The sequence below is a fragment of the Saccharopolyspora sp. NPDC050642 genome (genome assembly GCF_040654735.1).
Lineage (GTDB): Bacteria > Actinomycetota > Actinomycetes > Mycobacteriales > Pseudonocardiaceae > Saccharopolyspora > Saccharopolyspora elongata.
Map to the genome: position 1 here is coordinate 84,610 of NZ_JBFAIN010000009.1, position 17,517 is coordinate 102,126.

Below are 17,517 nucleotides of genomic sequence, written 5' to 3' on the forward strand. Positions count from 1 at the left end.
AGTCGTGCGGGCGTTTTCGGCGCCAGCACGACCAGGCTCGCGCGTACGCCTCGATGCGCACGCCGGCTCGGAGGCTTTTCGCCGGCCGATCAGCGGTTGTCGAGCGCCATCCGGAGCCCGAGGGCCACCAGGACCGTGCCGGCAACCCGCTCGGCAACCAGATTCGGTCGCTGCTCAAAGAATTCTTCCCCGCCGCGATCGAAGCCTTCGCCAAACTCCCCGACGGCGGCCTGGCCCGCCCTGATGCCCGCACCGTCCTGGCCGCGACCCCCAGCCCGGCCGCCGCGGCCAAGCTGACCCGAACACAACTGCGCCGCCTGCTGGTCAAGGCCGGCCGCCGCCGCAATGTCGAGTCCGATATGGACCGGCTTCACAGCATCTTCCGCACTGAACAGCTGCGCCAGCCGGGCATAATCGAAGAGGCGATGGGGATCCAGCTCACCGCGTTGCTGGCCCAGTTCACCGCCGCCTGCAATGCCACCGACGAGCTTGCAGAGGCCGCCCGAGCCCATTTTGAACAGCACCCGGACGCCCAGATCATCACCAGCTTCCCCGGCCTGGGGCTGCTGGCCGGCGCCCGGGTGCTCGCCGAGATCGGAGACGACCGCTCCCGCTTCCCCGACGCACGCGGCCTGAAGGCCTACGCCGGATCGGCGCCCATCACCCGCGCCAGCGGCAAGAAAACCGTGGTCATGCACCGGCACATCAAAAACCGGCGCCTGGCCGCCGTCGGCAGCATCTGGGCACTGGCCTCCCTCAAAGCCAGCCCCGGCGCACGCCGCCACTTCGACGCCCGCCGCGCCACCGGCGACTGGAACCACCAAGCCCAGCGCCACCTGTTCAACAAGTTCCTCGGCCAACTCCACCACTGCCTCCAGACCGGTCAACTCTTCGACGAACACCGCGCGCTTCCACCTCCCCTCGCCGCTGCGGCTTGACTTCTAACCACCGTGAGATGTCTTTCTGGTGTGCCCCCGGTCGTCCGGAAAGATCGGGGTGTGCAGGCGGGGCAGAGATGGCTTTCATGCTGGCTGCCCGTGATGGTTCAGGATGCTGGGCCCTCTGCCCCGCCCCCTTGTTCTGACCGCTGATTAGGCACTGCGATCGATCGCTATGTAGGGCGTTGACGGCGGAACGGGGATGCATCGCACCGTCCGACACATCGGAGGATCGGTGGCAGTAAAGGTGGGAATCGATGTCGCCAAAGAATTCCACTGGGTCGCGATCGTGGTGGCCGAGAGCGGGAAAGTCCTTGTCGCCCAACGCATCGATAACGATCCCGACAGTATCGACGTCCTGATCGGCCAGCTGCGGCAGGCCGAGGCCGACCACGGCGAGCTCACTGTCGCGATCGATTTGATGGGCGGTGTGGCCAGCCTGCTGACCGCCATGCTCCTCGATGCCGGTATCCACCTGGTGCACGTGCCGGGCCTGGTGGTCAACCGAGCCCGCCGCGCCACCAAGGGCGGCGAGGCCAAATCCGACCCCCGCGACGCCCAGACCATCGCCGACCAGCTGCGGCTGCGCAGCGACTGGCGCGAGGTCACCACCAGCGACGACATCACGCTGGACCTGCGCATGCTGGTGAGCCGCCGCCGTGAACTCGTGGTGGACCAAACCCGCCGCCTGGCGCGGTTGCGGGAGACCCTCGCCGGCTTCTTCCCCGGCCTGGAACGCGCCGTGGACGTCACCAACCTCGGCGACCTGCGGCTTGTGCCCCGCTATGTCACCCCGGCCGAGATCCGCAGGGCCGGTCGGCGCCGCATCACCGAGCACCTGCTGCACGCTGGTGTCCGCCGCCCCTACGCCGAAGCCCTGGCCGACAAGACACTGGCAGCCGCCAAAACCCAGCAGACAGTCGTGCCCGGCGAGGCGCGGATGGCCGAGTTCGCCCGCGAGTTCGCCACCGAGGCCATCGCGGTCCGGCGCCGTATCGGGGAGCTGGACGCCCAGATCGCCGAGGACCTCGACCGCCACCCTTGACGCGGCCCTCATCCGCAGCCTGCCGGGGATGGGGGCCACCCTGACCGCGGAATTCCTCGCGGAGGCAGGAAATCTCACCCGATTCACCACCGCCGACCAACTCGCCTCGGCCGCCGGCCTGGCTCCGGTGCTGCAGCAGTCCGGCAAGATGCACTACCTGCGCCGGGCCACCGCCGGCAACAAGACCCTGAAGTTCGTCTTCTACCAGTCCGCGTTCTGCGCCATCCGCACCGACCCCGCCAGCAAAGCCTTCTACCGGCGCAAACGCACCGAGGGCAAACGACACCACCAAGCCCTCATCGCACTCGCCCGACGCCGCATCAACGTCCTGTTCGCCCTGCTGCGCACCCGCCAGCCCTACCAACCCGACTACAAGACCAACACGGCTACCGCTGCTTGACAAAAACATCAGGCAGCGCCCTGTGGCGGGTATCGACGGTGAGCCAGTGGAGCTCATCGCAGCGTGGCGGGCGAACGACGACAACCCCGCTTTGCACGCCGTCCGAGACCTGGTGGTCGAGGTGACCGACGGCTCCCGTCAGACGTCGCAGCCTGCAACGGCAGTGAATGTGCGGAATGGAATGCCACGTGATGGTTGAGAGGCGCACACGCTGGTTGGCGCATGTACCATTTAGATACTGTTGCGTCAAGTCAAATCAGCGTGGATGGGCATCCATGGCACTCGTCTCAGCAGAGGGCCTGCAAGCAGTCGCAGTGACGTCGTTCGTCGGGCGACGCGCGGAGCTGAGCGAGATCAGGCGCGGGTTGTCGGCTTCCCGGATGTTGACCCTCACCGGTGTGGGCGGGGTGGGCAAGACACGGCTGGCCATGCGCGCCGCATGGGAATTGCGGCGTTCGTTTCCCGACGGCGTCTACTGGGCGGAGCTTGCGAGCTTGGACGACGGACGCCTGCTGCCTCAGACCGTCGCTACGGCGATGGAGATTCGGGACCCGTTCACGGCATGGACCACGGACACGCTGGTGGACCGGTTAAGGGAGCGCCGAGTGCTGCTGGTGCTGGATAATTTCGAACACCTGTTGGATTCGTGTGCCGAACTCGTGGCGACGCTGCTGCCCCGGTGCCCCGGACTGCGGATTCTCGGCACCAGCCGCGAACCGTTGCGCACCCAGGGAGAGCGCGTGCTGCCCGTACTGGCTCTTGGTGTGCCCCCCGACGACATGCGATGTCCCGTCCAGGAACTGCGTCGATTCGAGGCCATCCGGCTCTTCGAGGACCGCGCGGCGGCAGCAGTACCGCACTTCGAAGTTGATGACCGCAACGGGCCAGCAGTGGCAAGGCTGTGCCGGCGGCTGGATGGGATCCCGCTGGCCGTCGAACTTGCCGCGGCGAGTCTGCGGGTGCTCTCGCCTGACGAGCTCCTGCGGCGTCTCGACGACCGGTTCCGTGTGTTGATCTCGGGCAATCGGGCCGCGCTGCCGCGGCACCAGACCCTACGAGCGTCGATCGATTGGAGTTTTGCTCTTTGCACCGAGCACGAACGAGCTCTCTGGGCTCGGATGTCGATCTTTCCGGGGAGTTGTGACGTGGCTGCGGTGGAAGCCGTGTGCGCGGATGCCGCATTGCCGCACAGCGAGATACTGACAGCACTGACCGGGTTGGTGGACAAGTCCGTCGTCATCCGCGATGCGCGGGAAACCGGTGTTTGTTATCGGTTGCTGGAAACGATCCGGCAATATGGCCGCGAGGTGCTGCACACGGCTGGGCAAGAGCAGGAGCTCCGGAAGCGGCATCGGGATTGGTACGTGAAAATCGCGGAGGAAACGCGGCGCCAGTGGTTCGGTCCCGCCCAACTGGATTTGGCCCAACAGGCACGTCTGAATGACGCCAACGTTCGCACTGCGCTTGACTTCTGCCTCTCCGTATCCGATGAATCCCACCAAGGGCTGCGCCTGGCCGACGCCTACCGCGACTTGTGGCGGGTCGGTGGACTCACCAGTGAGGGGCGACGCTGGTTCGCCCGCCTGCTGGACAAGGATGTCGAACCCAGCGTGCCGAGGATCCGCGCGCTCGCCAGCGCCAGCTACCTCGCGCTGATGCAAAACGACCTGGCGACGGCGAAGGGCAGTCTTGAAGAAAGCCGGAAGCTGGCCGCGGACTTTGGCCAGGAGCAGTCCGCGACTCTGTACCAGGTGTGCGAAGCAGTCGCGGCTATGCAGCAACACGACTTTTCCAAGGCTATTGTGCTGCTTGAGGAATTCGTGGCGCGGCACCAGGACACCGAAGAGCTCGACTGGCTCGCCTCTGCTCTGCTAAACCTCGGCATCTGTCACTCGGTCCTCAGCGACGGCGAACGCGCAATGGCCAACTGGACCAAGATGCTGGATCTGTGCGTGCACCACGGCGAGACTTGGCGCCGGACCTGGGCCCTGTGGGGCCTCGGATTCGCGGCATGGCGCGAAGGCGATTGGGACCGGGCAGAAGCTTTTGAGCTCCAGTGCATGGACGCGCAACGCGTCTTCGACGACACGACCTGCGCGGCCAACTGCCTTGAGACGATGAGCTGGATCGCGGCGAGTACGGAGCGGAGTGAGCAAGCCGCCCAGCTGGCTGGAGCCGCCCACACCCTCCGCCGGGACCGCAGCGGCCCACGTTCACAATTCCCCTTCCTCACCGAGTACCAGGACCGCACGCAAGCACAGGTGCGGCAATCCCTCGGCGAGGAGAGATACGCCCGGGCCTTCAAGAAAGGTACCCAGCTGACGTTCGATCAGGTAGCGACCCAATTCCTCGGAGAACCCGCCGCACGCAGGAAATCCGACCGAGAGGAAACGGCTGAACACCTACTGACGAAACGCGAACAGGAAGTCGCCAACCTCGTGGCGCAGGGAATGAGCAACAAGCAGATCGCGGAAACGCTCTTCATCTCGCAGCGCACCGCCGAAACCCACGTCGAACATATCCTCACCAAGCTCGGCTTCACCTCGCGCAGCCAGATCGCCGCGCTGGTAGCACAAGGCAAAAAATAAGGAGCGCGTAAGAACTACCGGCGTGCGGCACGCATATTCGTGGAGCGCGCCCGCACCACCCGTCCCGGCACTGCAGCGGCGCCAGGCAGCAAAGGAACCGCGCGATGAACCACCCGGTCTTCGACGTCAGTGGCCGGGTCGCGATCGTCACGGGTTCCAGCAAAGGCATCGGAAACGCACTGGCAAGGGGCCTGCTCGAAGCAGGTTGCACGGCCGTCCTCAATAGACGGAAACCTCCGCACTGAACAAGGCTAGTGCGGAGCTGGGCGAGATCACCGACGCGACCGTGCACGCCCAGCCCTTCAACGTGACCGAACCCGCGGCCGTCGCCGAAGGAATCGCCCAAGCAAGGAACAAGTGGGCCCGATCGACGTCCTCGCCGAAGGATCCGATGTGGACGCTCCAGTTGTTGGCACCCGGTCGCAGTGCACCCCGTAACCCCGTGCGGAGCGTGCCCCAAATGCGCGGGGGACCACCGCAACGTCTGCACCCAGACCCGGTCGGCCAGCTGGCAACGTGCTAATATCGCAAATATCAACCTAATATCGGATCAAAATGACATCTTTAGATCACCACCAAGCAATTCCTAGCACAAGGAGAACGGGCGGTTTGCTGGAGAAAAGCGAGCTCTCGAAAACGCTGGACCGAGGCCTCTCACTCCTCGAACTCCTCGGCGACGCAGGTCTCCCGCTGACCCTGACCGAGGTAGCGGAGCGAGCGGACTTGCACCGCACGATCGTCCACCGCCTTCTCCGCACTCTCGAGGCACACGGCCTCGTCGCACGGGACAAGCACCTTCGCTGGGCGCCGGGAATCGGCTTGGTTCGGCTCGCTGCCACGGTGCAACAGGACCTGCGCGTGGTGGCACAGCCCGTCATGGAGGCCCTCACCGATGAGATCGGCGCGTCGGTCAACTTGGCCGTCGTGGACGGCAGCGACATCGTCGTACTAGCCGCCATGAGTCCCCAGCTCTCGGACGCACACATTTCCTACCGAGTCGGACAGCGTCATCCGCTGTCGCGGGGCGCGGCCGGGTTGGCCGTACTGGCGGCAGGCCCGCCACTGGATGCCGAGCGCGCGGAGGTGGGCCGCGCTCGCACCGCCGGATACGCCGTGACCAAGGGCGAGATCGCCCCGGGCACGGTCGGAATCTCCTCAGCCGTGTGCGCCCACGGGGCTCCCGTAGCCAGCCTGGGCGTGTCCCTGTTCGACGATTCTGGACGCGCAGAGAAGGAGATCGAGCGAGTCGGGGCGCGCGTCGCCGCCGCCGCCGCGACCGTATCCGCCAGACTTCCCTGAAATCGCCACTGTTTGCTATTGTCATATAACGCACGGCATGTGCGATATTAGCACGCAAGCAAGGTCATCCGGAGGGGCGAAGAGAACGGCCCGTCGAAGCCCCACGCGCTGCTGCTCTCGCCAATCCGTCTTCAGCAGGCGCCTCCGTCGGCGGGCGGCGGAGGAAGACATGTTCTCGCTATTCCAGTTGAACGGTTTCGTCGCCGTGGCGGAGGAATTGCACTTCGGGCGTGCCGCCGAGCGACTCCGCATGACCCAGCCACCGCTGAGCCGCCAGATCCAGCTGCTGGAAAACGAGCTCGGCGTCACGCTCCTCGCGCGAGGCCACCGCGCCGTCCGGCTGACCAGGGCGGGCCGGGCCTTCCTGGTGGAGGCGCGGCGCCTGCTCCACCAGGCCGAGCAGGCCGCGCGGACGGCGCAGTCCGCGTCCACTGGGGAGATCGGCAGCCTGGCGCTCGGATTCACCGCGGCCAGCGCCTACCGCACCCTGGGCGCGGTGCTGGAAGTGGTCCGGAAGAACCTACCCGGCGTCGAGATCATCCTGCGGGAAATGAGGAAGAACGAACAGCTGGACGCACTCTCCGACGGCAGCCTCGACCTCGGAATGATGGTCCGCCCACCTATCAGGCGGGACGATCTCGAATCCCGAATCTACGTGCGAGAACCTCTGATAGCCGCTATTCCGATGGGGCATGCGCTCGCGAAGTCACCGGGACCGATCACGGTCGCCGATTTCGACGGAGAAAGCGTCATCATGTATCGCCCAGCGGAATCCAGATACTTCCACGACCTACTCACCAGCATTTTTCGAAATGCTGGATCCACTCCGGTCTTCTCGCACTACTTGAGCCAGATCCACTCCGTTCTTGCGCTGGTCAATGCCGGTTTCGGACTGTCGCTGGTCCCGGCCGCGGCCACGCAGCTCCGCTATCCTGACGTCGTCTTCAGAACCATCGAGCTACCCGGGTCTAACCAGGTCGAACTCAGCCTCGTCTGGCGACGCAACAACGACAACCCCGCGCTTGCGGCGCTGCTCGATAATTTGCCACGCAGATAGTGGATTCAAGCGTTGAATCCGATCATCCAAATGAAGTATTGGACACCTCGGAATCGACTCGCCTAACGTGTTTCCACACCGTTCGGACATCGACAGTTCCACCAAGAACATCTTCCGCAGCAAAGCGAGGAGTGCCAGGTGAGACTCATCAGTGATTGCGATCAAATCGCGAGCGAGTTCGAATTCCATCCGATCAGGCAGTTGCTCACCCCCGGTATCCGGATGGACGCGCCGAAAATGGTCACGCCCGTCATCGCAGACCGCAACGGCGAGCGGTTCCTGCTGGCCCGTGAGCAGGAGACCGGCAACCTCCGCGCCCACGGTGTACCGGCCGAGCGCCTTCGCTTCTTCGACCGGTACGTCAGCTTCGACAACATCGTGAACGGATCGTCCGCGGTCGAGTCGCTGGCCGATGCGGTCGCGCAACTGGCCGGATCCGACCCGATCGTTGTCGGTGGAGATCTGCCCTACAGCCGCTACCTGCACCTGCACCAGCGGTTCGGCGACCGGCTGCGCGTCGAACCATCCGCCTCAAGCGGTCCGGTGGTGCTCTACCGGCTCGCCGTACGCGACGTACAGGACCGCTTTGCGCGGCTGCGCTCGGGTGGCGCCGAAGCGGCGGCGCGGGTGCTCCGCGACCGCCCGCATCTACGCGCTCTGGTCACCGAGGTCGATCGTGCCCCGGCGGATACCCGCTTCGACCTGCTGACGGACAAGCTGGCCGAGCTGAACGCGGATGCGGTGCTTTCCGCCGCGCCACCGAACGTCAGTGAGCTGACCGGCCTGGCGCCACGAACGGGTCTCGCCGTCCTGTGGACCCGCTCCGCCGAGCATCTGCACTGCGTGGCACCTGCCGACGACCACACGATCCCCGGCGACGTGGTGGGCATCCACACCTCGGCAACGGAGGCCGTCCGCTCGGTCACGGACGGTGGCCGGCTCGCCATCGAGGAGCAATGGCTCGACACCAGCGCCGCCTTGTCCTTGCGCGACGCGGGATTCGAGCTCGCCCCCGCGTCCCTGGCCGCGTCTTTGTGGCGCGAGGAGCGGAACCGCACTGACCTGGCGTTCATGGTGATCGCCGCCCAGGCCAGTCGGTACTGCATCGAAGGCGCGCTCCAGCACGCGCAGCAGGCCCTCGACGACGGCGCCGTGCTCACCGAACGCGACGTATACCGGCGGTACCTCGAGCTGATCCCGGAATTCCGCGCCGCTTTCGACATCCCGTTCGCCATCGCGCCGTACTTCGCGAACTGCCATGCCGCCGACCGCACGATTTACCCGGCCATCCCGACGGAGCACCCGCTGACCGCGGACACCAAAACGCTCAAGTTCGACGCTGGCCTGAAGATCACTGTGGACGGCGTCGTCCTGGCCACTTCGGACATCGCTCGTTCCCTGGTCCGCTCCGCCGAAGGGCAGGAGGCGTACCGGATCTTCACCGACGTGATCCGCAATGGCGTCATTCCGGGCATACGTCCGGGCACGGTGTGCGAGAAGGTGCACCACGGCTGCGTGGAACTGGTGCTCGAGCACGAGGCGGAGCTCGTCGAGTCGGGGATCATGCCCGCGGGCATCGACCTGCACGCCGATTACGGGCGCCGCAACGTCGGCCACCTCATGGGCAAGCAGGAGTCCTTCCTGACCGAGCTGCGCCCCGGCCACACCTACATGCTGGGCGAGGGATCGTTCGGTGCCTGCGAGATCCAGTGGCCCTATCACGACCACTCCATCGCTTCCGAGGACCTCTGGTACATCGGCCGCGACGCGACGTACGCCATCAGCTCCTGATCCATCCGCCCACCCTCGAAAGCACGGGATTTCCCATGACCGCAGTGGCATTGCAGATGGAGCCAGGCCCGACCCTGGTGGACGACCGGGTCATCCAGGCGCTAGCCGCGCCACCGATGTACCACCAGAGCGCCGACTTCGCCGATGCGTTGGACGAGACCTGTGCCCTGCTCAAGCAGCTCTACGGCACCACAGACGAAGTCGTGGTGCTGCCGACGAGCGGCAGAGGAGCCGTCGAGTCCGCACTGGCCAGCGTGGACCCCATCGACAGACCCCTCATCGTCCCGACCAACGGCACGTTCGGCCGCATGATGGCCACTGTCGGGCAGTCGCTCGGGATGCAGGTCGTGGAGCTCAAGCACGATTCCGGCGCCCGGTTCGCGCTGAGTGACATCAAGGCCGAACTCGAACGACACGACAGGCCCATTCTCGGCATCGTGCACAACGAGACGTCCACAGGCATGGTCAACGACCTGGCCGAGTACGTCGATCTGGTGCACCGACGGGACGGGCTGATGCTGGTCGACGCGGTGTCCTCGCTCGGCGGCACCGCGATCGACTTCGACGACCTCGGCGTCGACCTCTGCGCCTCCGCTGCCCAGAAGTCGGTCGGCGCGCCACCAGGAGTGGCCTTCGTCGCCGTCAGCGAGCGCGCCCTCGGCGAAATCGGAGGCCGCACGCGGCCGCCGGTCGGCTACTACCTCGACCTCCTCCGGTGGTGGGACCAGTGGGTTCCCCGGGAGAAGGGCGGCAAGCTGAAGTCCGGATACCGCAGGCTGCCGTGGACCATGCCGACGAACCTGGTGGTCGCGCTGCGCCGGGCGCTCGAACTGACCGCCGAGGAAGGCGTCAAGGAACGCTGGGAGCGCCACCGGCGTAGCGGTGCAGGTCTGCGGGCGGCGATGGCCACACTCGGCATGCACCCGGTGGCGCCGTCAGGAACGGAGTCGAACACCGTGGGCGCATTCCGGCTACCTGGAGTGGCCTCCCCGACACTGCGCCGCCGGCTGGCGCAGCGGCACCGCGTGTACATCGCGGGAGGACTGGACGGCGACGCCTCCACCGTGATCCGGATCGCGCACATGGCGGAGTCCGCCCGGCCTGGGCCGCTCCTGCACACCATCGCCGCGATCGCCTACGAGCTCAACGATCTCGGCATCCAAGCCGCAGCCGACCCAACGCAGGAATTCCTCAAGGTCTGGCACGCCGAGTAACCGCCACCCCAGCCGCGCGATACCGGATGAACGGAGTCCCCAGCGTGAGCCAGCCAGTTGCCGACCCCGAGATCAGATACGTCGCCTCGGCGACCACGAACAAATCGTCTCTGCGCCGAGTCATGGCCGGCACCGCCGCCGGCCAGTTCGTCGAGTGGTACGACTACGGGATCTACGGATTTCTCGCCGTCCCCGGTCGCGGCCAACTTCTTCCATGGCGATGACACGAGCGGGCTGATCAGCACTTTCGCAGTGTTCGCTGTGACGTTCGTGTTCCGACCGTTCGGCGGCATCGTCGGCGGGGTCTTCGCCGACCGGTTCGGTCGCCGCAAGGTGCTGATCACCTCGCTGCTGGCCATGTCGCTGGCCACTGCGGCCGCCGGGTTGCTGCCCACCGCGGCAGCGATCGGCATCGCGGCGCCGCTGCTGCTGGTGCTGTTGCGCGTCGTTCAGGGCCTGTCCGCGGGCGGCGAACTCGGCAGCGTGATGTCGTTCGCCGGCGAGCACGCACCGGCAAATCGACGCGCCTTCGTAGTGTCTTTCGCGCAAATCGGCTCGTTTTCCTCGCTGCTCACCGGAAGTCTGATAGGCCTGCTGCTCACGGAAGCGCTGGCCAAAGAGCAACTGTACGGCTGGGGCTGGCGCATCCCGTTCCTCGTCGCACTCCCACTGGGCATCGTCGGCCTCTACATCCGTAAGAAGGTGGAGGAATCCCCGGCGTACAAGGAGATCTCCGAAGCCGGTGAGATCGCCAGCCAGCCGCTGCGCGAGGCACTGACCTCTCAGGTCGGCCGCCGAGCGATCCTGATTTGCGCAACGCTGTCGCTGCTCAACAGCTCCGGCTACTACGTGCTCACCAGCTACATGCCGTCATACCTGCAGAAGTCGCTGCGCTTCGATCCCACGACTTCGTTCGGCACCACAGCGGTCGGCATCATCGTGCTGCTGTGCACCGTGCCATTGGCGTCCCGCTGGTCGGACAAAGTCGGCCGCAAACCGGTACTGCTGACCTCGTCGATCGCGACGTGCATCGCGGTGTACCCCTGCTTCCGGCATGGCAATCATGTTCGCCTGCTTCGCCATGTACACCTCGATCATCCAATGTGTACTCGTCGAGCTGTTCCCAACTCGGATCCGGGTGACCGCCTACTCCATCGGATACAACATCTCGACCGCGATCTTCGGCGGCGCCGCTCCGCTGTTCCTCACCTACTTCATCGACATGACCGGCGACAACCGCGTCCCGGCCTACTACATCATCGCCACCGCGATCGGGACCCTGATCGCAACACTCACCATCCCCGAAACCGCCAACAAGAAGCTGCAACGCTGAAACACCGCGCAAAGGAACGTAATCACATGATGACGGGGTCTCCCGAGGACGTCATGCTGCGACTGGGCAGCGGTCTGCTGTGCTTCCCTGTCACGACGTTCCACAACGACTTTTCGTTCGACGAGAGGTCCTACTGGGACAACATCGGCTGGCTCTCCGAACAAGGCGCGACAGGGCTGTTCGCAGCCGGCGGCACCGGAGAGTTCTTCTCACTCACCTCGGACGAGGTCGATCAGGTGATCGCCGCCGCAGTGGCGGAAGCCCCGGACGACATCCCCGTGACCGGGGCTGCTGGCTACGGCACCGCGACCGCAGCGGAGATGGCGAAGGCCTGCGCCCGAGCGGGAGCGGCCGGGATCCTGCTGCTGCCGCGATACCTCACCGGCAGCCCGCAGGAAGGGCTCGCCGCGCACGTCCGCGCAGTATGCGAGGCCACTGATCTGGGTGTCATCGTGTACAGCCGGGCCAACGCCGTCTACCGCGAGAACACCCTGGCCGAACTCACCGAAACCTGCCCGAACTGGTCGGGATCAACGACGGCGTCGACGATCTGGAACTGATGACCCGGATCCACACCCGGCTCGGCGACCGCCCCACCTACCTTGACGGATTGCCCACCGCCGAGACCTTCGCCCTGCCCTACACAGAGCTGGGCGTCACCACGTACTCCTCGGCAATTTTCAACTTCGCTCCACGATTCGCCGTGGAGTTCTACGAGGCAGTCCGCGCCGAGGACCGGAAACGCATCCACCACGATCTCAACGAATTCGTTTTCCCTACCGCAATATCCGCGACAGCGGTGACGGTTACGCGGTCAGCATCGTCAAGGCGGGAGTCCGCGCGATCGGCCGACCCGCCGGCCCTGTCCGCACCCCGCCGCGGAACCTTACCCCAGCCGAATCCAACAAACTGACCGAACTCATCGCCAAAGGCAGCTGACCCGACGCCCCAGGGGTGAGGTGTGTCAAGGGTCTTGGACGGTCCTCAGTGGGTTTCCTCAGGCCGCGGTCGCGGTGCGGTGGTCTCGGTGGGCCTCGGCTGGGGTGCGGTAGCCGAGGCTGCTGTGGAGTTGTTTCCGGTTGTAGAACACTTTGATGTAGTCGGCGAAGCGGGCGCGGGCCCGGGTGGGGAACGGTTCGCGGTGGTACATCTCATTTTCAGCGAAGCGAAGACCGATTCGGCGGCGGCGTTGTCCCAACACAACCCGGTTCGCCCGACGCTGGCACGAACACGATTTTCCTTGCAAATTGGGGAAAACTCGGCGGAGGTGTATTGCGTGCCGCGGTCGGCTTCGCAGTTGAGCTGGGCCGCGACCCGGCGGCAGCCGTACGCGCCGCGCCCCTCGGTGAACACCCGGAACACGTGGTCACTGAGCCGACGGCGCCGAGCCTGGGTCGCCGCCTCGGTGGTAACCCGTTGCCGTCAACCGCCCGTCCGGGACGCAGCAGGATCGACGGCGCAGGATCACCGAGCTGCTCATGGCCGAGGGCACCCTGCGGATCGACGATCTCGTGGACTCAGTGGGCGCCAGCGCCATGACCGTGTAGAACTGGGACTGTCAGGGGAAACGGTGCAGCTGCGATGCGTGCGTGGGGCGTGGGGTAACTGATCGTTGGCGGGGAGGGTACGTCCTTCGAAGGTGACGACGAAGTGGTCGAGACCTGGCCCGTCGACCTCCGCCGGGCTGGCGACCTCCCGGCACTTCAGCGGCAGTCGTTGCAGCCGCACCCTTGACGCCCACTTCGGATAAGCGCTTCAGCTCCCCGGAGCGGAAAGCCACATCCAGGCGATCTGAGCTCGCTGGACCTCATACTTGGGACTGGGTTTGTTGGCGATGGCCGGGGCCGCAGTGCTCATGGCAGTGAGAGCCGAAGAAGAAACGGCGCGGATCGTGGGACAGCAACAACGGCGACGATGGAGGCGATTGAACGACCGGCTTCGCCGACCGGGGAATCCGGCCGCCCTGGGTGCGGGCTTGTCGGCGGTCTTTTCGCCGACAAGCCCGCCTACGCCAGCGATCAGGAGAACTGAATGCCGCCGTCGATCATCACCGACTGGCCGGTCATGTAGTCGGAGTCCGGTGAGGCCAGGTAGGACACGAAGCTCGCGACGTCCTCCGGCACCGAGACCCGGCCAAGGTGGATCAGCTCGGAGTACTTCTCGATGGCCGCGCCCTTGCGGAGGCCCTCGTTCTCCGCAAGCTTCTCGTCGATGTAGTCCCACATCGCGGTACCCACGATCCCGGGGCAGTAGGCGTTCACGGTGATACCGTGCTGCGCCCACTCCATCGCGGCGGCCTGGGTCAGCCCGCGTACCGCCCACTTGGAGGCCGAGTACGGGCCGAGCAGCGGGAACGGCCGGTAGGCCACGATCGAGGCCGCTCCGATGATCTTTCCGCCATCTCCTTGCTTGATCATCTGCTTGGCCGCCGCGGTGTAGCAGAGGTACACGCCGCGGAGGTTGATCGACATCAGGTGGTCGAACTCCTCGGGCGTGCTTTCCAGCAGTGGCTTGACGTTGGCGATCCCGGCGTTGGCGACCATGACGTTGAGCTGCCCGAGCTCAGCGGCCACCTGCTCCACCATGGACTGCACCGCGTCCGGGTCGGACACGTCAGCCACGACCGTCGTTGCCCGCCGGCCCGTCGCCGCGATCTCGTCGGCGACGCCCTTGAGCTGGTCGGTGTTGGCCTCGATGTCGTTGACAGCGACGTCCAGGCCGTCAGCGGCCAGGCGCAGCGCGATGCCCTTGCCGATGCCTCGCGCGGCACCCGTGACCAGTGCGACGCGCGGCGATTTACCTTGTTCGGACATTGCTTTCTCCAACCTGTAGTGGAATTGCGAGGTCAGGACTCCTGGGCACGGCCACCTCGCCGAGCCAGGGCCAGTCAGTGGCATGTCGTGTAGGGCACTGGGCTTGGCAACTTCGCGGCTTCGCGGACCTGCACGGAGAACCGGTCGAGGGATGCCAGTGCACTGGCGACATCGTCGCTGGTCACGTCGAAGGGCATCGAGTGGATGGTCTCGCCTTCCACCGTCGACGCGGCTGCGACGGTGCGCAGCGACTCCGTGTCATCAGACTTGAGGCCGACCTCGATGAGTGTCGTCGGCAGCCCGACTTGCGTTGTGAACTCAATAAAGTCACGGATGTCACTGGTCCGGGCGCCCTCGAGAACCAACTGGGTCAACGACCCGATGTTCACCTTCTGACCGTGGGCGAGTCCGTGCGTCGCACCGACCGCCGTGAGGCCATTGTGGATCGCGTGGGCCGCGGCAAGACCTCCCGACTCGAAGCCAAGCCCGGAAAGAAGTGTGTTCGCCTCAATCACCTTTTCGACCGCTGGCGTCACCTGGTTGTCCATGACAGCGTCGATGGCGGGAAGCGCGTTCTCCCAGAGAACATCCCAGCTCAACTTCGCCAATGCGGTGCCGGTGACGGTGGGCAGACCGCCGGCCATCGTCTTCGAGCCGGATTGCGCGGTCGCCCGGGCTTCGAGCCAGGTGGCCAAGGCATCACCCACCCCGGCGACCAGGAAGGACGCGGGTGCGTTCGCGACCACCTGCGAGTCGATCAACACGAGGTCCGGGTTGCGGGGGAAGAACCGGTACTCCTCGAACTCGCCGTTCTCGGTGTAAATTACTGACAGCGCGCTGCAGGGTGCATCCGTCGACGCGACCGTCGGACAGTTGGCCCAGCGAACACCTGCCAGGAAGCCTGCGGCCTTGACCGCGTCAATGGTGCTCCCACCGCCTACCGCCACGGCGACGTCAGCGCCGGTCTGCTTGATGACATCGACGAGACGGTCCACTTCAAGAGCGCTGGGAATGCCATTGAATTTCTCGCGCACCAGCGGCAGGCCCGCTTTCCGAAGCGATGATTCGATGTCGTGCCCGACGAATCCCCAAACCAGGTCATCCGCCACGAAAAGTGGTGACGAGCCAAGCTGCTCGAGGTAGTCCCCGACGCGGTGGAGAGCGCCTTTGCCCTGCACGTAACGGCCTGGGCTGATCATTGTTCGCATGCGTTCCATTGCGGCTCCCGGTGCGTGCGGCTTTCCTGTCGTTTCTGCTGGGTCAGGGCGTGAGGATGGCGCGGCCGCGGATGCGGGCGGCGTCGAGATCGTCGAGGGCGTCTTGGAAGCGGTCGAGCGGGTACTTGCTGGTGTGCAGCCGGACACGGCCCTGCGCGGCGAGGACCATCAGTTCGCACAGGTCGTTGTAGGAGCCGACGAGGTTGCCGATGAAGTTGATCTCGGCCGAGATGATGTCGATGGTCGGGACGTCGATGTTCTCGCCGTAGCCGACCACGTGGTAGTCGCCGGCGCGGCGGAGCATGCGGACGCCGTCGCGGGTGGCGCCGCCTTCGCCGACGAAGTCGATGACGGCTTCCGCGCCGTGCCCGCCGGTCAGGTCGAGCACCTGCTGGACGTGGTCGCCGTCAGCGACGACGCTGTGGTCGGCACCGATGGACACGGCAAGCTTCACCGCGTCCGGGTTGCGGTCCACGACGACGAGTTCTGCCGGGGTCAGCGCTTTCAGCACCTGGATCCCGATGTGCCCGAGCCCGCCCGCGCCGATCACCACGCAGCGGTCTCCGGGCCGCAGGGTTCTGGCTGCCTTCGCGGCGGCGTGGTAGGCGGTCAGGCCCGCGTCGGCCAGCGCCGCTACGTCGGCGGGTTCGAGGGAGTCGTCGATGCGGACGACGCTGCGGGCGGAGGTCTTGAGGTACTCGGCGTATCCGCCGGCGGTGTCGATACCGGGGAACAGCGACTGCTCGCAGTGCACGTCGTCGCCGAACCGGCACGCGCGGCAGAGACCGCAGGTGATCAGGGGGTGCACGATCACCTTGTCGCCTTCGGTGACGTTGGTGACGGCGCTGCCGACTGCGTGCACCCAGCCCGCGTTCTCGTGCCCGATCGTGTAGGGCAGCGCGACGCCGGTCTTCTCGGCCCACTGGCCTTCGAGGATGTGGAGGTCGGTCCGGCACACACCGGCGCCACCGATCCGGACGATCACGTCGTAGGGGCCGGTGACCTCGGGGGTAGGGACTTCGGTCAGGCGGAGCGGCTGGTCGTAGCCGACGACCTGGACTGCCTTCATGATCCGTTCTCCTTCAGCTGCAGGTGCTCGGCCGCGTGCGCGTGGGGAGCCTGGTCGGCGGCCGACTCCGGGTAGCGGGTGCGCAGCAGGCCGCGGCAGAAGTGCGCGTTGCCCTCGATCGAGATCCGGATCGCGCGGGCGAAGCGCAGGCGCAGCGGAGCTTCCGCGCGCGAGCAGGGGTGCCCGTGGTCATTCACAAGCACGGGAGCCGACGCAGCGATGCTCAGGCCGAGCGCTTCCCGCCGTTGCAGCAACGACCTCGTCGTGGGCGCGTCGGGGAGTAGATCAGCGATCGTGACGTCGTGCAGGTCCTCCTCGGTGAGCTCGGGATCCACCTTGAGCAGCAGGCCCAGCGAGCGCTCCATCGCCGCGGCGTGCGCCTTGCGGCGAAACGTCAGGCGCAGCTGCTCGAGGTCGTCCTTCGCCTCACGCGGGAACGTGCCGCGATATCCCGCGTCCGCGGCGAGACCGCGGTTGATCAGCTCCGAGTCGTGGTGTTCGTCGAGCACCACCACCACGTCGGTGACACCCGGCAGCGCCCGGAGCACGTCCTTGGCGTCGGATGCCATCAGGTAGGCGAAGTTCGGTGCGCAGAACGACGTCGGCAGTCGCAGGTGCGCGGTGACCACCCCGTCTGCCGTCGCCCCCAGCGACCGCACGAAACCGAGGTCGGTGATCGGTTCGTCCAGCTCCGGGTCGATAACCGTGTCCAGCGCCGCCCGCGCCGCCCGCTCCAGCAGTACCGGGTGCATC

The 17,517-nt window shown here is 66.0% G+C and carries 14 protein-coding genes and 3 pseudogenes; 12 read left to right on the plus strand and 5 right to left on the minus strand.

Annotation, left to right across the window (positions count from 1 at the left end):
- Nucleotides 1-53: 53 nt before the first annotated feature.
- From AB0H93_RS16610 to kdgD, 12 genes and pseudogenes are all read left to right on the plus strand, one after another.
- Nucleotides 54-938, plus strand: a complete 885-nt coding sequence (locus tag AB0H93_RS16610; protein WP_358573112.1) for a transposase — start codon at nt 54-56, stop codon at nt 936-938.
- A gap of 202 nt (nt 939-1,140) precedes the next feature.
- On the plus strand, nt 1,141-1,983 hold the full coding sequence (locus AB0H93_RS16615; protein WP_358573114.1) for an IS110 family transposase: 843 nt from the start codon (nt 1,141-1,143) through the stop codon (nt 1,981-1,983).
- Between the two features lie 10 nt (nt 1,984-1,993).
- The gene (locus AB0H93_RS16620) at nt 1,994-2,383 is read left to right on the plus strand and encodes a transposase (RefSeq protein WP_358573426.1); all 390 of its coding nucleotides are present in this window, start codon (nt 1,994-1,996) and stop codon (nt 2,381-2,383) included.
- A 314-nt stretch (nt 2,384-2,697) separates the two neighbouring features.
- On the plus strand, nt 2,698-4,971 hold the full coding sequence (locus tag AB0H93_RS16625) for a LuxR C-terminal-related transcriptional regulator (protein ID WP_358573116.1): 2,274 nt from the start codon (nt 2,698-2,700) through the stop codon (nt 4,969-4,971).
- A 609-nt stretch (nt 4,972-5,580) separates the two neighbouring features.
- Nucleotides 5,581-6,270: a helix-turn-helix domain-containing protein gene (locus AB0H93_RS16630; protein WP_358573118.1), complete on the plus strand. Its 690-nt coding sequence runs from the start codon at nt 5,581-5,583 to the stop codon at nt 6,268-6,270.
- 169 nt (nt 6,271-6,439) lie between these two features.
- The gene (locus AB0H93_RS16635; RefSeq protein WP_358573120.1) at nt 6,440-7,327 is read left to right on the plus strand and encodes a LysR substrate-binding domain-containing protein; all 888 of its coding nucleotides are present in this window, start codon (nt 6,440-6,442) and stop codon (nt 7,325-7,327) included.
- Nucleotides 7,328-7,549: 222 nt separating this feature from the next.
- Nucleotides 7,550-9,118: a Xaa-Pro aminopeptidase gene (locus tag AB0H93_RS16640; protein WP_358573122.1), complete on the plus strand. Its 1,569-nt coding sequence runs from the start codon at nt 7,550-7,552 to the stop codon at nt 9,116-9,118.
- Nucleotides 9,119-9,153: 35 nt separating this feature from the next.
- Entirely contained in the window at nt 9,154-10,332 is a 1,179-nt protein-coding gene (locus AB0H93_RS16645; RefSeq protein ID WP_358573124.1) for an alanine--glyoxylate aminotransferase family protein, read from the plus strand.
- Nucleotides 10,333-10,376: 44 nt separating this feature from the next.
- Complete coding sequence (locus tag AB0H93_RS16650) at nt 10,377-10,556, plus strand: hypothetical protein (RefSeq protein WP_358573126.1); 180 nt, start codon at nt 10,377-10,379, stop codon at nt 10,554-10,556.
- Nucleotides 10,557-10,602: 46 nt separating this feature from the next.
- A pseudogene (locus AB0H93_RS16655) lies at nt 10,603-11,310 on the plus strand (MFS transporter); the annotation flags it as partial.
- A gap of 103 nt (nt 11,311-11,413) precedes the next feature.
- Complete coding sequence (locus AB0H93_RS16660) at nt 11,414-11,665, plus strand: MFS transporter (RefSeq protein WP_358573428.1); 252 nt, start codon at nt 11,414-11,416, stop codon at nt 11,663-11,665.
- A 26-nt stretch (nt 11,666-11,691) separates the two neighbouring features.
- Nucleotides 11,692-12,604, plus strand: a pseudogene (gene kdgD, locus AB0H93_RS16665) (5-dehydro-4-deoxyglucarate dehydratase).
- 58 nt (nt 12,605-12,662) lie between these two features.
- On the opposite strand, the pseudogene AB0H93_RS16670 reads toward kdgD, so the two are convergent.
- From AB0H93_RS16670 to AB0H93_RS16690, 5 genes and pseudogenes are all read right to left on the minus strand, one after another.
- Nucleotides 12,663-12,955, minus strand: a pseudogene (locus AB0H93_RS16670) (integrase core domain-containing protein); the annotation flags it as partial.
- A gap of 728 nt (nt 12,956-13,683) precedes the next feature.
- Entirely contained in the window at nt 13,684-14,478 is a 795-nt protein-coding gene (locus AB0H93_RS16675) for an acetoin reductase (RefSeq protein WP_132493965.1), read from the minus strand.
- A 74-nt stretch (nt 14,479-14,552) separates the two neighbouring features.
- Nucleotides 14,553-15,695, minus strand: coding sequence for a glycerol dehydrogenase (locus AB0H93_RS16680; protein ID WP_132493964.1), 1,143 nt, complete (start codon nt 15,693-15,695; stop codon nt 14,553-14,555).
- Between the two features lie 43 nt (nt 15,696-15,738).
- Nucleotides 15,739-16,764, minus strand: a complete 1,026-nt coding sequence (locus AB0H93_RS16685; RefSeq protein WP_358573129.1) for an NAD(P)-dependent alcohol dehydrogenase — start codon at nt 16,762-16,764, stop codon at nt 15,739-15,741.
- Nucleotides 16,761-17,516, minus strand: a complete 756-nt coding sequence (locus AB0H93_RS16690; RefSeq protein WP_358573131.1) for an iron-sulfur cluster assembly protein — start codon at nt 17,514-17,516, stop codon at nt 16,761-16,763. The genes AB0H93_RS16685 and AB0H93_RS16690 overlap by 4 nt, the downstream gene beginning before the upstream one ends.
- Nucleotide 17,517: the final 1 nt, after the last annotated feature.